The sequence below is a fragment of the Pseudomonas sp. LB3P25 genome (genome assembly GCF_054897985.1).
In genome coordinates this window covers 4,707,818-4,725,215 of record NZ_CM142711.1, presented here as the reverse complement: position 1 = coordinate 4,725,215, position 17,398 = coordinate 4,707,818, and the positions used below count along the sequence as shown (strand labels likewise).

General features: G+C 60.9%; 16 protein-coding genes. 11 read left to right on the top strand and 5 right to left on the bottom strand.

Annotated features, from left to right (window positions below; genetic code table 11):
• Positions 1–21: 21 nt before the first annotated feature.
• Genes ACYZTW_RS21570 through ACYZTW_RS21550 form a run of 5 tightly spaced genes read right to left on the bottom strand, consistent with a single transcriptional unit; the run spans position 22 to position 4,426 of the window.
• Positions 22–1,206, bottom strand: a complete 1,185-nt coding sequence (locus tag ACYZTW_RS21570) for an NAD(P)/FAD-dependent oxidoreductase (protein ID WP_462001720.1) — start codon at positions 1,204–1,206, stop codon at positions 22–24.
• Complete coding sequence (locus tag ACYZTW_RS21565) at positions 1,203–2,594, bottom strand: FAD/NAD(P)-dependent oxidoreductase (protein WP_462001719.1); 1,392 nt, start codon at positions 2,592–2,594, stop codon at positions 1,203–1,205. Before ACYZTW_RS21565 ends, ACYZTW_RS21570 begins: the two co-directional genes overlap by 4 nt.
• A complete protein-coding gene (locus ACYZTW_RS21560) occupies positions 2,576–2,884 on the bottom strand; it encodes a (2Fe-2S)-binding protein (protein ID WP_462001718.1) in 309 nt (102 codons plus the stop codon). The genes ACYZTW_RS21565 and ACYZTW_RS21560 overlap by 19 nt, the downstream gene beginning before the upstream one ends.
• Positions 2,881–3,300, bottom strand: coding sequence for a RidA family protein (locus ACYZTW_RS21555; protein WP_462001717.1), 420 nt, complete (start codon positions 3,298–3,300; stop codon positions 2,881–2,883). Before ACYZTW_RS21555 ends, ACYZTW_RS21560 begins: the two co-directional genes overlap by 4 nt.
• Positions 3,290–4,426, bottom strand: a complete 1,137-nt coding sequence (locus tag ACYZTW_RS21550; protein ID WP_462001716.1) for a DSD1 family PLP-dependent enzyme — start codon at positions 4,424–4,426, stop codon at positions 3,290–3,292. The genes ACYZTW_RS21555 and ACYZTW_RS21550 overlap by 11 nt, the downstream gene beginning before the upstream one ends.
• Before the next feature lie 95 nt (positions 4,427–4,521).
• Here ACYZTW_RS21550 and ACYZTW_RS21545 point away from each other — a divergent pair, with 95 nt between their 5' ends.
• From ACYZTW_RS21545 to argE, 11 genes are all read left to right on the top strand, one after another.
• Positions 4,522–5,406, top strand: a complete 885-nt coding sequence (locus ACYZTW_RS21545) for a LysR family transcriptional regulator (protein WP_462001715.1) — start codon at positions 4,522–4,524, stop codon at positions 5,404–5,406.
• Between the two features lie 522 nt (positions 5,407–5,928).
• Positions 5,929–6,597, top strand: a complete 669-nt coding sequence (locus ACYZTW_RS21540) for a haloacid dehalogenase type II (protein ID WP_462001714.1) — start codon at positions 5,929–5,931, stop codon at positions 6,595–6,597.
• Between the two features lie 35 nt (positions 6,598–6,632).
• Positions 6,633–7,907: an NAD(P)/FAD-dependent oxidoreductase gene (locus ACYZTW_RS21535; RefSeq protein ID WP_462001713.1), complete on the top strand. Its 1,275-nt coding sequence runs from the start codon at positions 6,633–6,635 to the stop codon at positions 7,905–7,907.
• Positions 7,908–8,000: 93 nt separating this feature from the next.
• Positions 8,001–9,647, top strand: coding sequence for an ABC transporter substrate-binding protein (locus ACYZTW_RS21530; protein ID WP_462001712.1), 1,647 nt, complete (start codon positions 8,001–8,003; stop codon positions 9,645–9,647).
• A 45-nt stretch (positions 9,648–9,692) separates the two neighbouring features.
• The gene (locus ACYZTW_RS21525) at positions 9,693–10,649 is read left to right on the top strand and encodes an ABC transporter permease (RefSeq protein WP_223430146.1); all 957 of its coding nucleotides are present in this window, start codon (positions 9,693–9,695) and stop codon (positions 10,647–10,649) included.
• Complete coding sequence (locus ACYZTW_RS21520; RefSeq protein WP_462001710.1) at positions 10,646–11,518, top strand: ABC transporter permease; 873 nt, start codon at positions 10,646–10,648, stop codon at positions 11,516–11,518. The genes ACYZTW_RS21525 and ACYZTW_RS21520 overlap by 4 nt, the downstream gene beginning before the upstream one ends.
• Before the next feature lies 1 nt (position 11,519).
• Entirely contained in the window at positions 11,520–13,364 is a 1,845-nt protein-coding gene (locus ACYZTW_RS21515; protein WP_462001709.1) for an ABC transporter ATP-binding protein, read from the top strand.
• A complete protein-coding gene (locus ACYZTW_RS21510) occupies positions 13,361–13,669 on the top strand; it encodes a (2Fe-2S)-binding protein (protein WP_305421364.1) in 309 nt (102 codons plus the stop codon). The genes ACYZTW_RS21515 and ACYZTW_RS21510 overlap by 4 nt, the downstream gene beginning before the upstream one ends.
• Complete coding sequence (locus ACYZTW_RS21505) at positions 13,651–15,042, top strand: FAD/NAD(P)-dependent oxidoreductase (RefSeq protein WP_462001708.1); 1,392 nt, start codon at positions 13,651–13,653, stop codon at positions 15,040–15,042. Before ACYZTW_RS21510 ends, ACYZTW_RS21505 begins: the two co-directional genes overlap by 19 nt.
• A complete protein-coding gene (locus ACYZTW_RS21500; protein ID WP_462001707.1) occupies positions 15,039–16,193 on the top strand; it encodes an NAD(P)/FAD-dependent oxidoreductase in 1,155 nt (384 codons plus the stop codon). Before ACYZTW_RS21505 ends, ACYZTW_RS21500 begins: the two co-directional genes overlap by 4 nt.
• On the top strand, positions 16,190–17,347 hold the full coding sequence (argE, locus tag ACYZTW_RS21495; protein WP_462001706.1) for an acetylornithine deacetylase: 1,158 nt from the start codon (positions 16,190–16,192) through the stop codon (positions 17,345–17,347). The genes ACYZTW_RS21500 and argE overlap by 4 nt, the downstream gene beginning before the upstream one ends.
• Positions 17,348–17,398 lie beyond the last annotated feature (51 nt).

Below are 17,398 nucleotides of genomic sequence, written 5' to 3'. Positions count from 1 at the left end.
CAGGGAGTTGCGGTGCGCGGCTCATATAAGTTTGCCTGTGCTGAGTAGGCTTGTAGATAACGGCATCGCAATCGCGGAGGGGTGAGTAAACCGACGGATATCGAATGGACTGATCAAGGTACGGGTACTGCCGGTGCTGATCAGTTCGGCCATCACGTCGCCGACGCCCGGGCCGAGCTGGAAGCCATGGCCGCAGAAGCCGAAGGCATAGAACAAGCCATCGATGGTGCCACTGGGGCCAATGACCGGCAGGGAGTCCGGTGTATAGCTCTCGATGCCGCTCCACACCCGGATGATGTTCAGCTTCTCGGCCCCCGGCAGCAGGCGGCGCATTTGCCGCATCTGGTTGAGCAGGCTTTCCGGCTTGAAGTAGGCGCGCCGGTTGAGCATGTCCGGTGTGCAGCGGTTGCCGCCGCCGATGATGATGTTGCCGCGGGGGATCTGCCGGAAGTAGATCACCTCTTCCTTGATTTTGGTAAACACGCCGATCACCGTCGGCAAGGCGTAAGGCACCGGCTCGGTCACGGACATCTGCGGACCATTGGGTTCCAACGGCACGGGTTCACCGAATTGCTCGGACAGTTTGGCGGCCCAGGCGCCCGCGCTGATTAACAATTGCTGGGCGACGAACAGTTGGCCATCGGTGGTCGTGACGTGGAATTCGTCATTGACCTTCTGCACCTCGGCGACTTCGGTGCGCTCTTCGATCCGGGCGCCGAGGCGACGGGCCGCCCGGGCAAAGGCCGGCGCCGCTAGGCGCGGGTTGGCGTGACCATCGTGGGGCGCGTAGGAGCCGCCCTTGACCTCCGGGCCGAGGAACGGGAAGCGTGCATGCAAGGCCTTGCCCGTGAGGATCTGCAAGTCCAGTTCACGGGCCTCCGGGGCCACCGCATAGGCCTCCAGTTCAGCAATTTCGTCTTCGCGATAACACACCCGCATATGGCCGCTGGCGATGAACTCGAGGTCGTCGTCGATCAGCTCCGGCAGTCGTTTCCACAACGCCCAGGAACGGTTGGCCAGTTCCAGCTGCCCGAGGTAACGCCCCTGGCGTCGCACGTTGCCGAAGTTCACGCCGCTGGCGTACTGACCGATCTGGTCGCGCTCCAGCAGGGTGACCGAGTGTCCACGCTGGCGCAGGAAAAACGCCGACGTCGAGCCCATGATGCCGCCGCCGATAATCAGGACATCGCTTTTTTGCGGTTTCATGAGGGCTCCTCGATGATCGTCATCGGTAAGGGTTTGACCGGGGCCTGACCGCGCTGCCGACCGACCTGTTCCACGCAAACGCCAGCGGCCGCGGCAATCACTTCAGCCCCGGCCTGGGAGCAATAACGCCCCTGGCAGCGACCCATGCCGACACGGCTGAACGCCTTGGCCCGGTTGACTTCACAAGCGCCTTTTTCCCTGACCACTGCACGCAACTCGCCCGCGCTGATCATTTCGCAGCGGCAGACGATGGCCGTGTCCGGCAAGGCTTTGGCTTGCGCCGCCGGCCAGGGAAATGCCTGGGCCAGACCCAGGCGAAACTGATCCATCACCGCCAGCGCGTGCCGTTGTTCGTCGCGCAACCCGATGCTCAGCGGTTGCTGCAGATCCTCCAGCAGCGCCATGGCCACCAGTCTTCCGGCGTGCTCGGCGGCATCGGCACCGCGAATTTTCGAACCGTCACCGGCGGCATATACACCGCTGACCGAGGTCCGACCGTCTTCATCGACCGCCAGCCACCATTGGCTGGAGGCCTCGTCAAAGCGCATACGGCAACCGGCCAGATCGGCCAATTGGGTTTCCGGGCGCAAGTGATACCCCAGGGCCACGGCATCGCAATCCACCGCCAAGGTCTCACCGCGCGCCGTGCGCACGCGTACGCCACTGACACCACTGGCCGCATCGCCCCGCACTTGAAGCGGCGAAATGCCCAGATGCACCGGGATTTTCGCTCGATAGAGCTGCGCCAGCAGTTTCATCCCGGTGAACAGCAAACCGGGGCGTGCCAACAGCTTGGGCAACGCACCGATTCGCTTGCTCAACGGCGAAGTGTCGAGCACCGCCGCGACCTTGGCCCCGGCTTTCACATACTGACTGGCGACCAGATACAGCAACGGCCCGCTGCCCATGAACACCACGCGGTGGCCGATGGACACGGCCTGGGATTTCAAGGCGATCTGCGCCCCGCCGAGGCTGTAAGTGCCCGCCAATTGCCAGCCTTCGATCGGCATCAATCGGTCGGTGGCGCCGGTGCAGAGGATCAGCGCGTCGTAATCCACAGTCGAGTGCTTGCCCTGGCTGACGCAGCACAGTTGCCCCGGCGTCAGGTTCCACACCAGTGTGTCCGGACGGTAGTCGATCGACCCGCGCAAACGGTCGAAGCTCTGGTGAAGGTCCCGGGCCTTGGCGGCCTCGGTGCCGTACAGCGTGGCGTAATCGCGGGTGAAACCTTCCGGTTGGCGCCGGTAGATCTGCCCGCCATCGCGGCGGTTTTCGTCGATCAGGATCGGTTTGAACCCTGCCGTCAGCAGGGTTTCGGCACAGCGAACGCCGGCCGGCCCGGCACCGACGATAACGACTTTATGAGCGCTCAGCCGTGCAGTGGCCATGTCGCCTCCGGTTGTGTGGTGACGATGTCGAGCCCGTCACGGACTTCGTTGGAACAGGCGCGCAGGCGTTCGCCGCTGCGGGTCCAGACCCAGCAATCCTGACAGGCGCCCATCAAACAAAAACCGGCGCGGCGGCCCGAATCGAATTCCGACTGGCGCAACGCCGAGCCCTGGGTCAGCAACGCGACCATCAGGGTGTCGCCCTGCAACGCTGTGATGGGCAAGCCGTCCACCCAAAGTTTTACGCTGGGGCGTTCGTGCTCTCCCAGTCTTGCAAGGCGCCCCGTCATAGGTAGGTTTCCTTTTGTTCACCGCGGGCCAGTGCTTCGATTTCGATCAAGTAACCATGATGCAAGACCGGAACGGGTACCACGGTGCGTGCTGGCCGATGTTCACCCAGGTAATGGGCATAAATTCGATCAAAGGCGGGCCAGTGTTCTATCCCTACGACATAGACAGTGACCTTCAGGAGGTCACTCTTGCTCCGGCCCGCTTCGCTGAGGATCGCCACGAGGTTGTCGAGGGCGATTGATGCTTGAACCTCAAACGGTTGGTCGGCACTGTGGTCGCCATTCGCGCGTACCGGCAGTTGCCCGGACACATATAAAACACCCTCGTGCGCTACCGCCTGGGAGTAATGTCCACCCGGAGCTGCTGCGTTAGCCGTGTGGATTAAGTCGATCGAACCTGCTTGATTACCAGCCATGTAAGCGACTCCAGGTGTGCACGACGCCCTCGGCGTCACAGGCGTGATAGTCCGGGAATTGCGCGCCTGTGGCACATGCATGGTTGGGCAGAATGCGCAGACGGCTGCCAATAGGGAAGCGCGCTACGATATTGGCGCTCTCGGCCGCTCCAAGTGTGATGATGCCGTGTTCCTGGTTGGCGCCAGTGACCAGCGCGCCCTCGATCCAGTCGCCAGCTTCGGTACACACCTGTCCGTAACCGAAGTCCTGTCGTTGGCGCTGCGTGCCGCGATCACGACTCATGGCCATCCAGCCGGCATCGGTGATGATCCAGCCTTTGTCTTGCTGGTGACCGATAACGGTGGTCAACACGCTCAGTGCCAACTCGTCTGGCTGGCAGACGCCGATGTTGTGCATGACTAGGTCGAAGAACACGTAGACACCTGCGCGTACTTCAGTGACGCCTTTCAGGCTCAGCGCCGACAGTGCCGTGGGAGTGGAGCCGATGCTGACCTCTGGGCACGCCATCCTGGCGTCGCGGATTCTTTCGGCGGCGCTGACGCAGAGGAAGCGCTCTTGTTCGGCCAAGATCTGCAGCGCTTCAAGATTGTCGAGTTCGTAACTGGATCCGGCGTGGGTCATCACGCCTCGCAGTTGCATGCCCCCCTCGGAAAGGACCCGTGCGACGTCTATGAGTGCGCTGTCTTCAACGGTCAGACCTGATCGGTGGCCGTCGCAATCTATCTCGATCCAGACCTCGAATCGCTCGTCGTTTTTCTGTCCGAAAGCGACGATGGCTTGAGCCCCAATGACACTGTCGGTGAGCACACTCAGATTGCAGCCTTTGCGCCTGAGTGTCAGTGCCTGAGCCAATTTGCCAGGCGCTATTGCGACGGCATAGAACACATCGCTGATGCCCTCAGCGAAACAATGCTCAGCTTCTTTCAGGGTGGAAACCGTGACACCGCTCGCGCCAGCGGCTATCTGTGCCTTGATGACGGGGAGGCATTTGCTGGTTTTGATGTGCGGGCGCAAACGCACACCCAGGGTGTCCATGCGTTGCTGCATGCGCTGGATATTGCGCTGCATTCGCGGGACATCGACTATCGCGACGGGGGTATCGAGGGAGGCAATAGAGGCTGGCATGACAAAACTCGGGTGGCTGGGTACGGGGCCCACTCTACTCAGCCGTCGTGAAGTTATGGTTCAATGGGTAGTCATCAATCATTAAGTAAAATTGAATGATCTCTGTCGAAGACCTACGTCTGGCCGTAACGCTGGCGCGCTCCGAGTCTTTAAGCGCTGCCGCCAGAGTCCTGAATGTCTCGCCACCGGCGCTGTCCATGCGTCTGCGTAAGCTGGAGACGCTGCTGGGTCTGACCCTGGCCAATCGCGATGCCCGGCGCCTGAGTCTTACTGCCGATGGCGAGCGTTTCTCCCGTGAATGCGCGATCTTGCTGGACCAGCTGGATGCGCTCCCGGAATCCTTCAAGCAACATGACGAGCGACTGGTTGGCACACTCAGGCTGGCGGCGCCGTTCGGCTATGGGCGACAGCGCATTGCGCCGCTGCTGGCCCGCTTTGCCAGGTTGCATCCACAGCTGTGCCTGCACCTCGATTTGCGCGAAACGCCGTGGCCTGATCGTCACGACAGCGATGCGGTGATTCACATCGGTAACCTCAACGACAGCCTGTGGATCGCCAGGCCACTCACACAAAACAACCGATGGTTATGCGCCAGTTCGACCTATCTTGAGCAGCACGGTGTGCCGTCGTCGCCGGATCAACTTGCCGAGCATCGCTGCATTTGCATTCGTGAAAATGATGAAGATGTCACGCTGTGGCATATGCGTAAGGGGCAGGGGCGCAAAACGCTGCGCATCGAACCCGTGTTGTTGAGCAATGATGGAAGCGTAGCCCGGCGTTGGGCCGAGCAAGGCTTGGGGTTGGTGCTACGTTCGCAATGGGATGTCAGTGACGCAATCGCCAACGGCAGCCTGATACGGGTGTTGGCGGATTGGCAATTCGACAGCGCACCGATCAACCTGTTGGTGCCCTCACGCAAACTCCGCAGCCCGCGCGTACAGGCATTGGTGGCATTTCTGGAAGATGCATTGAAAGCATGATCAGGGCGAGAGACAGTACCGATCACTTCGTTGGAGAGCGCCGGTTGGCAATGCATGATCGGCGTTTTTCAAATAACTGATGAGGGGCTTACGTCTTTCCCCTGAGGGCGAGACCTGAACGGTCTGGGTCAATCGTTGCGGCCGCAGGCCGACAGGTAATTGGCCCCGCTTCTCCCTCGCAGCACAATCAGCGGGCGTATCCTCAGAGGATGCGCCCGTTCTCCTTCCTCCAGTCATAAATACCGCCGCACATTGCGTTGTGCGTGGCTTACCAGCGCACCATAACAGTCCGCAAAGGCATAGAAACAGGGGGTGGAGCGCCTGGGTCTGGAGCATCCCGCAAAGTCTGCTGAGCAAGCCCTGCAAAACGGTGGTTTGTACCAAGAAGCCTATACTTTTAACAGTTTATGCATGGTCTCTTGGTGTTGTAATAAATCCGTGATGCAGCGTTGCACCGATGCTTCCCGAACGGAGTAACTGCTTGCCCCGTCATGACCTCAACAATCATCCAGGACTGCACTCATGAGCTTTCTTCGACCCAAGTTTATTACCTTTGACTGCTACGGCACGTTGACCAACTTTCAAATGGGAAACATGACGCGCGAACTGTTCGCCGATCGAGTCCCTCTCGAGCAAATGGATCAGTTCGTCAAGGACTTCTCCGCTTATCGCCTGGATCAGGTGATGGGTGACTGGCGGCCATATGATGAAATCATCAAGACCTCCCTGGCACGCGTCTGCAAGCGTTGGGGTATCGAGTACAAGGGCGAAGGTCAGCTCTACTACGACGCCGTACCGACTTGGGGCCCACATGCCGACGTTCCGGCCGGCCTGGCAAAAATCGCCGACAAGATTCCCTTGGTGATTTTCTCCAACGCAATGGACGAGCAGATCATGTCCAACGTCGACAAGCTCGGCGCACCTTTCCATAAAGTCTTCACCGCTCAACAAGCCCAAGCCTATAAGCCGCGCTTGGCCGCCTTCGAGTTCATGCTCGACAACCTCGGCTGCGGGCCGGAGGACGTTCTGCACGTGTCTTCGAGCTTCCGTTATGACCTGATGCCGGCCCACGACATGAAGATCAAGAACAAGGCCTTTGTTGCCCGTGGTCACGAACAGCCGGCGAATGCGGTCTATGGCTACCACCAGATCCCGGATATCGGCGGGTTGGCCGGGTTGGTCGGTCTCTGAGTCTCAGGCACTCTTCAAGGCAAAAGGGGTTAGACATGGGCAGTGAGTCTTATTGGCTCGATACCGCACCGGTATTCACCGGTGCCCAGCTCGGTGCGTTGCCCGGGCAGGTTGATGTGGCCATCGTCGGTGGTGGTCTCACCGGCCTGGCGGCGGCCCGGGCCCTGGCCTTGAAGGGGGCCAGTGTAGTGGTGCTGGAAGCGGGGCGGGTGATTGGCGAGGCTTCGGGGCGCAATGGTGGTCAATGCAACACCGGCGTTGCTCAGGACTACGCAGCACTCAGCGCCAGCCTCGGCGCTGATAAAGCGCGAGCCTATTACCTGGCCTATGAAAGCGCTGTGCAGAGCGTCGTCTCGCTGGTGGAGCAGGAGCAGATTGCCTGCGACCTCAAGCGCAATGGCAAGCTCAAGCTGGCCGCCAAACCGATGCATTACGAAGGCCTGGCGCGCACCTGCGAATTGATTCGGCGGGAGGTCGATGCCGAGGTCGAGTTGCTGTCTGCGCAAGAGGCCCGTGCTGAAGTCAACTCGGCCCAGTTCCATGGAGGCTTGCTGCAGCGCAACGGCGTGCAGATGCATGTCGGGCGCTTCGGTGTCGGGCTGGCCGAGGCGGCGGCACGTCACGGCGCATTGATTTTCCAAGGCGTGTCGGTGACGGACTGGAAAGCCCGTGCCGGCGGCTATCAGGTCAATACCACCAAAGGCTCGCTGCACGCCAAGCAGGTTCTGCTGGCTACAGGCACGTGCCAGCAGGGCGGATTGGGATGGTATCGGCGGCGGATCGTACCGGTGGGCAGTTTCGTGATCGCCACCGAGGTGCTACCACAAGCCCTGATCGACAGCCTGCTACCGGCAAGGCGCTCCTATGTCACCAGCCGCATGATCGGTAACTACTTCCGCCTGACGCCGGACAATCGCTTGCTGTTTGGCGGTCGTGCGCGGTTTGCCATGTCTGACAGCGTTTCCGACGCCAAGAGCGGCAAAGTGTTGCAGGCGGCGATGGTCCAGATGTTCCCGCAGCTGGCTAGCGTGAAGATCGACTATTGCTGGGGTGGGTTGGTGGACATGACCTCTGATCGGTTGCCACGGGCCGGCCAGCATGGAGGCGTTTATTACTCCATGGGTTACAGCGGTCATGGGGTACAGATGTCGGTGCATATGGGGCAGGTCATGGCCGAGGTCATGGCCGGCAAGGTCGAAGCCAATCCCTGGCGCGAACTCGATTGGCCGGCAATTCCCGGTCATTTCGGCAAGCCCTGGTTTCTGCCTCTGGTAGGTGCGTATTACCGCCTGCAGGACTATCTACACTGAGTTCATGTGGTTGCTTCTCATTTTTACGTTTCAATCACGCTGCGTTTAATCGCCAGCACTTGAGCCTTATCATTGACGAAAGGTAGATGTGACATGACTGACAATAAAAATAACACCGACTCCCAGTTGATCACCGGTGAAGAAAGTCTGCGCGTATTCGAAGGGCTCAATCGCGGCATGTCGCGCCGCAATGCATTGCAGATGCTGGGGTTGGCCGGGGTGGCTGTCGCGGGCGCCAGTAGTCTGTTCGGCACCGCCGGCAAGCTGTTTGCCGATGATGAAGCCGCAACCCCTGGCAAAGGCAAACCGGGCGGACGGATTCGCGTTGCCGGTCAGACCTCCTCCACCGCCGACACCCTCGATCCGGCCAAAGGCTCATCGTCAACCGACTACGTGCGTCATTACATGTTCTACAACGGCCTGACGCGTTTCGACAGCCATATGGTGCCGCAACTGGAGTTGGCCGAGCGCATTGAAACCACTGACGCCACGCTCTGGGTCATCACCCTGCGCAAGGAAGTGACTTTCCATAACGGCAAGGCCCTGACAGCCGCCGATGTGGTGTTTTCTCTGTTGCGGCACAAGGATCCAATCACCGGTTCCAAGGTCCTGCCGCTGGCGTCGCAGTTCGCCGAGGTCAAGGCCGTCGGTACCCACGAAGTGCAGATACAATTGAGCGGCCCGAATGCTGAATTGCCGTCGGTTCTTGCCATCTCTCACATGTTGATCGTTCCCGAGGGTACGAGCGATTTCAGTCAGGGCATCGGTACCGGTCCATTCAAGGCCAAGGAGTTCAAGCCCGGGGTGCGTTCGATTGGTGTGCGCAATACCAATTACTGGAAACCCGGCTTGCCGTACCTGGACGAGATCGAATTTATCGCCATTGCCGACGAGCCGTCGCGGATTAACGCCCTGTTATCGGGCGACGTACAAATCGTCAACGAGGTTAACCCGCGCTCAACGATCCGCATCAAGGCCAGCACCAAGCATCGGGTCGTGGACTCGCCGTCGGGTAACTACACCGACCTGATCATCCGTCAGGACCAGCTGCCGGGCCAAAGCCCGGAATTCACCGAGGCCATGAAATACTTGCTGGACCGCGAGCAGATCAAGTCGGCGATATTCCGTGGCTACGCCAGGGTCGGCAACGATCACCCGATCGCACCCGGTGCGCGCTTCTACAACGCCGACCTGCCACAACGTGCCTACGATCCGGAAAAAGCCAAATTCCTGCTCAAAAAGGCCGGTATGGAAAATATCAGCATGCCGCTGATGTGCTCGCCGGCCGCGACCGGTTCGGTGGACATCGCCGTGCTGCTGCAGCAGTCGGCCAAAGAGGCCGGGCTCAAGCTCGACGTCAACCGCCTGCCGGCCGATGGCTACTGGTCCAATCACTGGGCGAAGCATCCGCTGAGCTTCGGCAACATCAACCCGCGGCCCAATGCCGACATGATTTTCTCGCAGTTCTTCCAGTCGACAGCACCCTGGAATGAGTCTGGCTGGAAAAACGAACAGTTCGACCAGCTGTTGGTACAAGCCCGAGGTGAAACCGACGAGGCCAAGCGCGGCAAGATGTACGCCGACATGCAGACCCTGGTGCATAACCACAGCGGTATCGGCGTCCCGGTGTTCATCAGCAACATCGATGGTGTCGACCAGCGGGTCAAGGGCTATGGCACCAACCCCCTGGGCGGTTTCATGGGGTACATGTTCTCCGAGCAGGTCTGGCTGGACGCTTGATGAAGTCGGGTTTTTGCTGCAGCGACATTGCATGAGGATTGGGTAATGAATAGCAACACACTGTGGTTGATCGGCCGGCGCCTGGGCGCGGCGATCGTGACCTTGTTGATTGTGTCCATGGTGGTTTTCGCCATCACGGCGGTGCTGCCGGGGGACGCGGCGCAACAGTCTCTCGGGCAATTCGCCACGCCGGAACAGGTGGCAGCCTTGCGCCTGAAAATGGGGCTGGATCAGCCCGGTGTGTTGCGTTACCTGCACTGGTTGATGAGCCTGCTCAGCGGTGACATGGGGCTGTCGGTGTCCAACGCCATGCCGGTCAGCGACTTGATGGCCGGGCGTCTGCCCAACACCCTGATGCTGGCGGCCGCCACGGCGCTGGTGTCAGTGCCGGTGGCGTTGACTCTTGGGATCGGTTCGGCCATGGGCCGGGGCGGGCGCATCGACAGTGTCCTCAGCTTTTTCACCTTGACCATGGTGGCGGTGCCGGAGTTTCTGGTCGCGACCCTGGCGGTGCTGATATTCGCGGTGAACCTGGGCTGGTTGTCGGCGTTGTCCTACGCCAGTGACATCACTTCACCCTGGCAATTCATGCGCACTTACGCGTTGCCGGTGATGACGCTGTGCTGCGTGATTGTCGCGCAGATGGCACGCATGACCCGGGCGGCGGTGATCGATCAGCTCGACAGCCCTTACGTGGAAATGGCCCGGCTCAAAGGTGTGAGCAAGATTCGGATCGTTCTACGCCATGCCTTGCCCAACGCCATCGGGCCCATCGCCAATGCCATCGCCCTGAGCCTGTCTTACCTGTTGGGCGGGGTGGTGATCGTTGAAACGATCTTCAACTACCCCGGCATCGCCAGCCTGATGGTCGATGCTGTAACCAACCGCGACATGGCCTTGGTTCAAGCCTGCACCATGTTGTTTTGTACGGCGTATTTGACGTTGGTGCTGATTGCCGACCTGTGCGCGATTCTTTCCAATCCGAGGCTGAGAAATCAATGAACAATCTCATTGTGAAATCGCCGGCTACTACCAAATTGGCGCTGGGCAAGGTTTCCCACGGATCGTCCTGGCTCGGCCTGATCGGCGCTGCGATGTGTGTGATCTGGTTGCTGGTGGCCATCTTCGGCCCGTGGCTGGCGCCGCATCCGGTGGGGGAAGTGGTCTCTGATAATGTCTTCGACAACCTGAGCGCTGCTTACCCGTTCGGCACCGATTACCTGGGCCGCGACATGCTCAGCCGGATCCTCGTCGGCGCACGATTCACCGTCGGCCTGGCGTTGATTGCCGCGGTAATGGCCAGCAGTCTGGGGACCAGTTGTGCATTGTTGTCGGTGGTGTCACCGAAGTGGCTGGATGAACTGATCAGTCGCCTGATGGACGCTTTCATTTCGATCCCCAGCAAGATGCTGGCGCTGATCATGGTCTCGGCCTTCGGCTCCTCGGTCACCTTGCTGATCTGCACGGCGGTATTGAGCTTCACACCGGGCGCATTCCGCATCGCGCGCAGCATGGCGGTGAACATCGAAGCGCTGGAATACGTGCAAGTGGCCCGTACTCGCGGCGAGCGTCGGCTGTACATCGCCTGCGTGGAAATCCTGCCGAACATGCTCAACCCGGTGCTGACGGACCTGGGCTTGCGCTTTGGCTTCATCGTGCTGCTGCTCAGCGGCATGAGCTTTCTGGGCCTGGGTGTGCAACCGCCGGATGCCGACCTCGGCTCGCTGGTGCGCGAGAACATCGGTGGCCTCAATCAGGGAGCACCGGCCATCGTGATTCCGGCCCTGGCCATCGGCACACTGACCATCGGTGTGAATCTGTTTATCGACCGGCTGTCGTCGCGACGTAGTCGACGTTCGGGAGGTCATTGAAATGAGTGAATTAATTCGGGTTCAGGACCTGCGAGTGGTCGCCTGTGGCGAGCTTGGTGAGGTGGAAATCGTCAAGGGCGTGAGCTTCTCCCTGCAAAAAGGCGAAGTGCTGGCGTTGATCGGTGAGTCCGGCTCCGGCAAGACCACCATCGCCCTCGCGTTGCTCGGTTATGCCCGGCGCGGTTGTCGACTGGCGGGCGGCGTGGTGCAAATCGGCGAGCACGACATGCTGGCGTTGAGCGAAGGCGAGCTGCAAGGCCTGCGCGGCAATCGGGTGTCGTATATCGCCCAAAGTGCCGCGGCGGCGTTCAATCCGGCGAAAAGACTCATCGACCAAGTGGTGGAGGGCGCGTTGATTCATGGTCTGGGCAGCCAGGCCGTGCTTGAGGCCAAGGCCATCGAGTTGTTCCGCGACCTGGCCCTGCCGGACCCCGATCGCATCGGCCAGCGCTACCCGCATCAGGTATCCGGCGGGCAACTGCAACGAGTGATGGCCGCCATGGCACTGATCAGCGATCCGCTGCTGGTGGTGCTCGACGAACCGACCACGGCACTCGATGTGACGACCCAGATTGACGTGCTGCGTGCCTTCAAACGGGTGGTGCGCGAACGTGGCGCGACGGCAGTCTATGTATCCCACGACCTGGCCGTAGTGGCGCAGATGGCCGATCAAATCGTGGTGCTCAATGGCGGCGAGATCTTCGAACAGAGCGCCACCGGACCTTTGCTCAACGGCCCGGCCCATGAATACACCCGCAGCCTGCTGGCGGCGGCACGGCCGGACACCACTATCCGTCCACCCTGCGGTATCGCTGAAGAGACGCCGCTGCTGACCATCCAGGGCCTGACCGCCGGTTACGGCAACAAGAACGCGCAAGGCATGCCGGCCATTCGCGTGCTGGAAGACATCGACCTGACGGTTCGCAGAGGTCAGGCCATAGGGGTGATCGGTGAGTCCGGTTCCGGCAAATCGACCTTGGCACGCGTGGTGGCCGGATTGTTGGCGCCGGCCCTCGGCGGGCTGACCTTCGATGGTCAACCGCTGGGCGGCAGCCTGTCCGAGCGCACCGATGAACAGTTCCGACGCATTCAAATGGTCTTCCAGAACGCCGACACTGCACTCAACCCGATGCACAGTGTCAGCACCATTCTGAGCCGACCGCTGAAGATGTATTTCGGTCTCAAAGGGGCCGCATTGCGCGAGCGCATCGGCGAGCTGCTGGACCTGGTTCGCCTGCCGCGAACCATGGCCGAACGCCGCCCGAACGAACTGTCCGGCGGGCAAAAGCAGCGGGTCAACCTGGCCCGCGCCCTGGCAGCCAAGCCGGATCTGATTCTCTGCGACGAGGTGACCTCGGCGCTGGATACCGTGGTCGGTGCAGCAATCCTCGAACTATTGCGCGACCTGCGTCAGCAATTGGGGGTTTCGTACCTGTTCATCAGCCATGACATCTCAACCGTGCGAGCCCTGTGCGACGACATTGTGGTGATGTACAGCGGCCACAAGATTCAGGCCGGTACTCGCCAGTCGTACGCTGAGGCGCCGTTCCATCCTTACACCGACCTGTTGATCCATTCGGTGCCGGAGTTGCGCCAAGGCTGGCTGGAAGGCTGCGGAACAACGACCTGCGGCACGCTGCCGCCCATTGGTGAAAAAGCCAATGTGCTTGGGCTGTGCACTTTCCTCAATCGTTGCCCGGTGCGGGTTGACGGTCTGTGCAATTGCGTCCCGCCGGACCGTCGGATGATTGTGGGCGGCAGTGAAATCCTTTGCCATCACGACAGTGCCGAATTGCTGAAAACCCAGAAGGATTCAAACAGCATGATCGCGGGAGCCTATGCATGAACGGGCGTTTCGTAAGGCTGGCCGAACAGGGCCGGCCCACCATCAAACTGCAGGTAGACGGCAAGCCCATCGAGGCGCTGCAGGGCGATACGCTGATGGTCGCGTTGCTGACTCAGGGCTCGGCGTTGCGCCAATCGGAGTTCGATCCGGGTCGCCGCGCCGGTTTCTGCCTGATGGGCGCGTGTCAGGACTGTTGGGTCTGGACCCGCAGCGGCGAGCGTCTACGCGCCTGTTCCAACGAGGTCCGTGAAGGCCTGGATATTGTCACCACACAACCGGAGGCGATATGGCCACTGCGCGGCTGAGCACTCACCGAGTCGTTATTGTCGGCGCCGGGCCGGCCGGCATACGTTGTGCCGAAACCCTGGTCGCCGCTGGTTTCAAGCCGATCCTGATCGACGAGAATCGCCGGGATGGCGGGCAGATCTACCGGCGCCAACCGGAAGGTTTCACCCGCGATTACGCCACGCTGTACGGCACCGAAGCCGCCAAGGCCAACGACCTGCACCAGAGCTTCGACCGTTTACGCGGGTCGATCGACTACCGTCCGGACACACTGGTGTGGAACCTGACGCCGGGGCAACTGTGCTGCGTCAGCCAGGGCAAGCACTCGACGGTGGATTACGACGCGCTGATCCTCTGCACCGGCGCCACCGACCGCTTGATGCCGATCGAAGGCTGGCAATTGGCGGGCACTTACAGCCTCGGCGGGGCGCAGATCGCCTTGAAATCCCAGGCCGTGTCCATCGGCCACCGCGTGGTGTTCATGGGCAGCGGGCCGTTGCTGTATCTGGTCGCCAGTCAGTATGTGAAAGCCGGGGCCAAGGTCGCGGCGGTGCTCGACACTTCGCCGTTGAGCAAGCGAATCGGTGCGTTGCCCAAGCTGTTGGCACGCCCCGGTTTGCTGTTCACCGGGATGAAACTGCTGGCGCAGCTCTATCGAGCGAAAATCCCGGTGCATCTGGGCATTTCGCCGCTTCAAGTGCGGGGCGATGCGGCCAGTGGTGTCAGTGGCGTACGCGTGCGCACGGCGCGCGGTGAGACCTTGGCGGTGGATTGCGATGCCGTGGCCCTGGGGTATCACTTGCGCCCGGAAACCCAATTGGCCGATCTGGCCGGTTGCCGTATGCGCTTTGACGAGGCCTCCAGCCAATGGTGGCTGGCGGTGGATGAAGACGGTCGGACCTCGGTCAGCGGTGTATATGCCGCCGGTGACGGTTCGAAAATTCGCGGTGCCGATGCCGCCGAGCACGCCGGAAGACTGGTGGCCATGGCCCTGCTGGAGGATCTGCAGCAACCGCTGAGCATCGGGTTGCGCGACGAACAACGGCACGCGCTGGCGGTGATGGATCAGTTTCGCCTGGGTCTGGCCCAGGCATTTCCCTGGCCGGCGGCGCAAGCCAAAGCCTTGCCGGACACGGCCATCGTCTGCCGCTGCGAAATGATCAGCGCGGGCGAGTTGCGTGCAGTGGTCCGGGAAAAAGGCGCTTGTGAAGTCAACCGGGCCAAGGCGTTCAGCCGTGTCGGCATGGGTCGCTGCCAGGGGCGTTATTGCTCCCAGGCCGGGGCTGAAGTGATTGCCGCGGCCGCTGGCGTTTGCGTGGAACAGGTCGGTCGGCAGCGCGGTCAGGCACCGGTCAAACCCCTTTCGATGCTCACCGAGGAGGTGTCGTCATGACGCTACACAAAGCCGATGTCGTGATTGTCGGCGGCGGCCTGATGGGCTCGGCGGCGGCGTTTTTCCTGCGCCAGCGCGGGCAGTCGGTGATTCTGCTGGAACGCGATCAGATCGGTCAGTACGCCAGCGGCGTGAATTTCGGCAACGTACGACGTCAAGGGCGTTACCTCGGGCAACTGGAATTGGCCAATCGCTCCTGGGCGTTATGGAAGCGTCTGCCAGAGCTGATCGACGATGACCTGGAATTCATCGCCAGCGGGCATATGCGGGTGTGTTACCGCGAAGACGAGATCGCCGAGCTGCAAGCCTATGCCGATGCGCCCGAAGCGGAGCAGTTGGAACTGAAGATCTTTCGTGGCGACGAGTTACACAAGCGCTTCCCATTTCTCGGCCCGGATGTGAAGGGCGGCTCTTATGCTCCCCACGACGGGCACGCCAACCCGCGTCTGGCGGCCCCGGCGTTTGCCTGCGCGGCACGACGCCTCGGTGCGCGGATCGAAGAGCGCACTGAAGTGGCCGAGGTGCAAAAGGTCGGCGGCGAGTTCAGCATCAGTACCACCGACGGTCGTCAGTTCAGCGCCGCTCAGCTGTTGATCACCGCTGGTGCCTGGGGCCAAAAACTCTCGGCGCAGTTCGGCGAACCGGTGCCGCTGGACACCCATGGCCCGCAAATGGCCGTGACCGAGCCAGTGCCTTACGCCTTGCCAACAGTCATCGGTGTCTATACGAAGATTCCCGAGGAAGTGATTTATTTCCGCCAAATACCCCGTGGAAACATCGTCATCGGTGGCGGCTATCGCAGCGAACCGGACATGCTCAACCGCCGGGCCTATGTCGAGCCGCGCAGCATTCTCAATCAGTTGGATCAGATGCGTCGCCTGCTGCCAGGTGTCGGCAACCTGAATATCATTCGGGTCTGGAGCGGCATCGAAGGTTATCTGCCCGACTCCCTGCCGGTGATGGGCCCCAGCGGCACTGTCGATGGATTGTTCTATGCGTTCGGCTTCTGCGGCCATGGCTTTCAGCTTGGCCCAGGGGTCGGTGACGTGATGGCCGAACTGATCAGCACCGGCAGCACCAGTACTTCGATTTTGCCGTTCTCCATCAACCGGTTCGCTTCTTCAGTCGAACAGCGGAGCAAGGCCTCATGAAACCCCGTGTACTGGAGATTCTCAAACGGTTGGTGGCCTTCGACACCGTCTCTGCGGAGTCGAACATGGCCTTGATCGAGTACGTGCGCGAGCTGCTGCTGAGCAAGGGCATCGAGTCGTTGATCGTCAAGGATGAAAGCGGCAAAAAAGCCAATCTGTTTGCCAGCACCGGTCCGCGGGAGGTGCCAGGGATTCTGCTGTCCGGACACACCGACGTGGTGCCGGCAGCGGGGCAAGCCTGGACCTTTCCGGCGTTTCAGGCGACGGTGCAGGACGGTCGGATCTATGGCCGTGGCAGTTGCGATATGAAGGGCTTTGTCGCACTGGCTATCGACGCCATGCTCGATGCCGCCGATCATTCGTTGAGTCGGCCGTTGCAACTGGCGCTGTCCCATGACGAAGAAATCGGCTGCGTGGGTGTTCGACGCTTACTGGATGTGTTGCATCTGGCACCGGTGCGACCGTTTCTTTGTGTGATCGGTGAGCCGACCAACATGCAGTTTGTGCTTGGGCACAAGGGCAAGGGCTCTTACCGTTCTTACTGTCGCGGCCTGGAAGCCCATTCCTCCCTGGCACCGCGCTCGGTCAATGCGATTCACGTGGCTTGCGATTTCATTGCCGCGCTGCGTCAAAGCCAGCAGCAGTTGCAAGAGCAGGGCGCTCAGGATGCTGACTACGACGTGCCCTACAGCACCGTGCATGTCGGGCAGATTGTCGGCGGCAAGGCGCTGAACATCGTGCCGAACCTGTGCACCCTGGATTTCGAAGTGCGTAACCTGCCGGCGGATGACCTAGATCAGTTTCTGGAGCAGATGCGCGAACGGGCCGAACTGATCGTGCGCGAAGCCAAAAAGCTGTCCAGCGTGGCGGATATCGAGATCGAAACCCTGAACGTCTATCCTGGCCTCGATACCCACCCGAGCGTCGAAGCGGTGCGTTTTCTGAAAAACTTCGCCGCACCGGATACCGGCACTGCCAAAGTCTCATTCGGCACCGAGGGCGGGTTGTTCAAACAACGCCTGGATGTGCCGGTGGTGGTCTGTGGCCCGGGCTCGATTGAACAGGCACACAAGCCTGACGAGTTCATCGAAATCAGCCAGGTGGAAGCCGGCGAGCACTTTCTGCAAGGGTTATTGGGCTCGATGCGGCTCTAGTGTTCCGTTTGCCTACTCCGGACACTCGCTCACCGCGCTTATGGCTCTGTT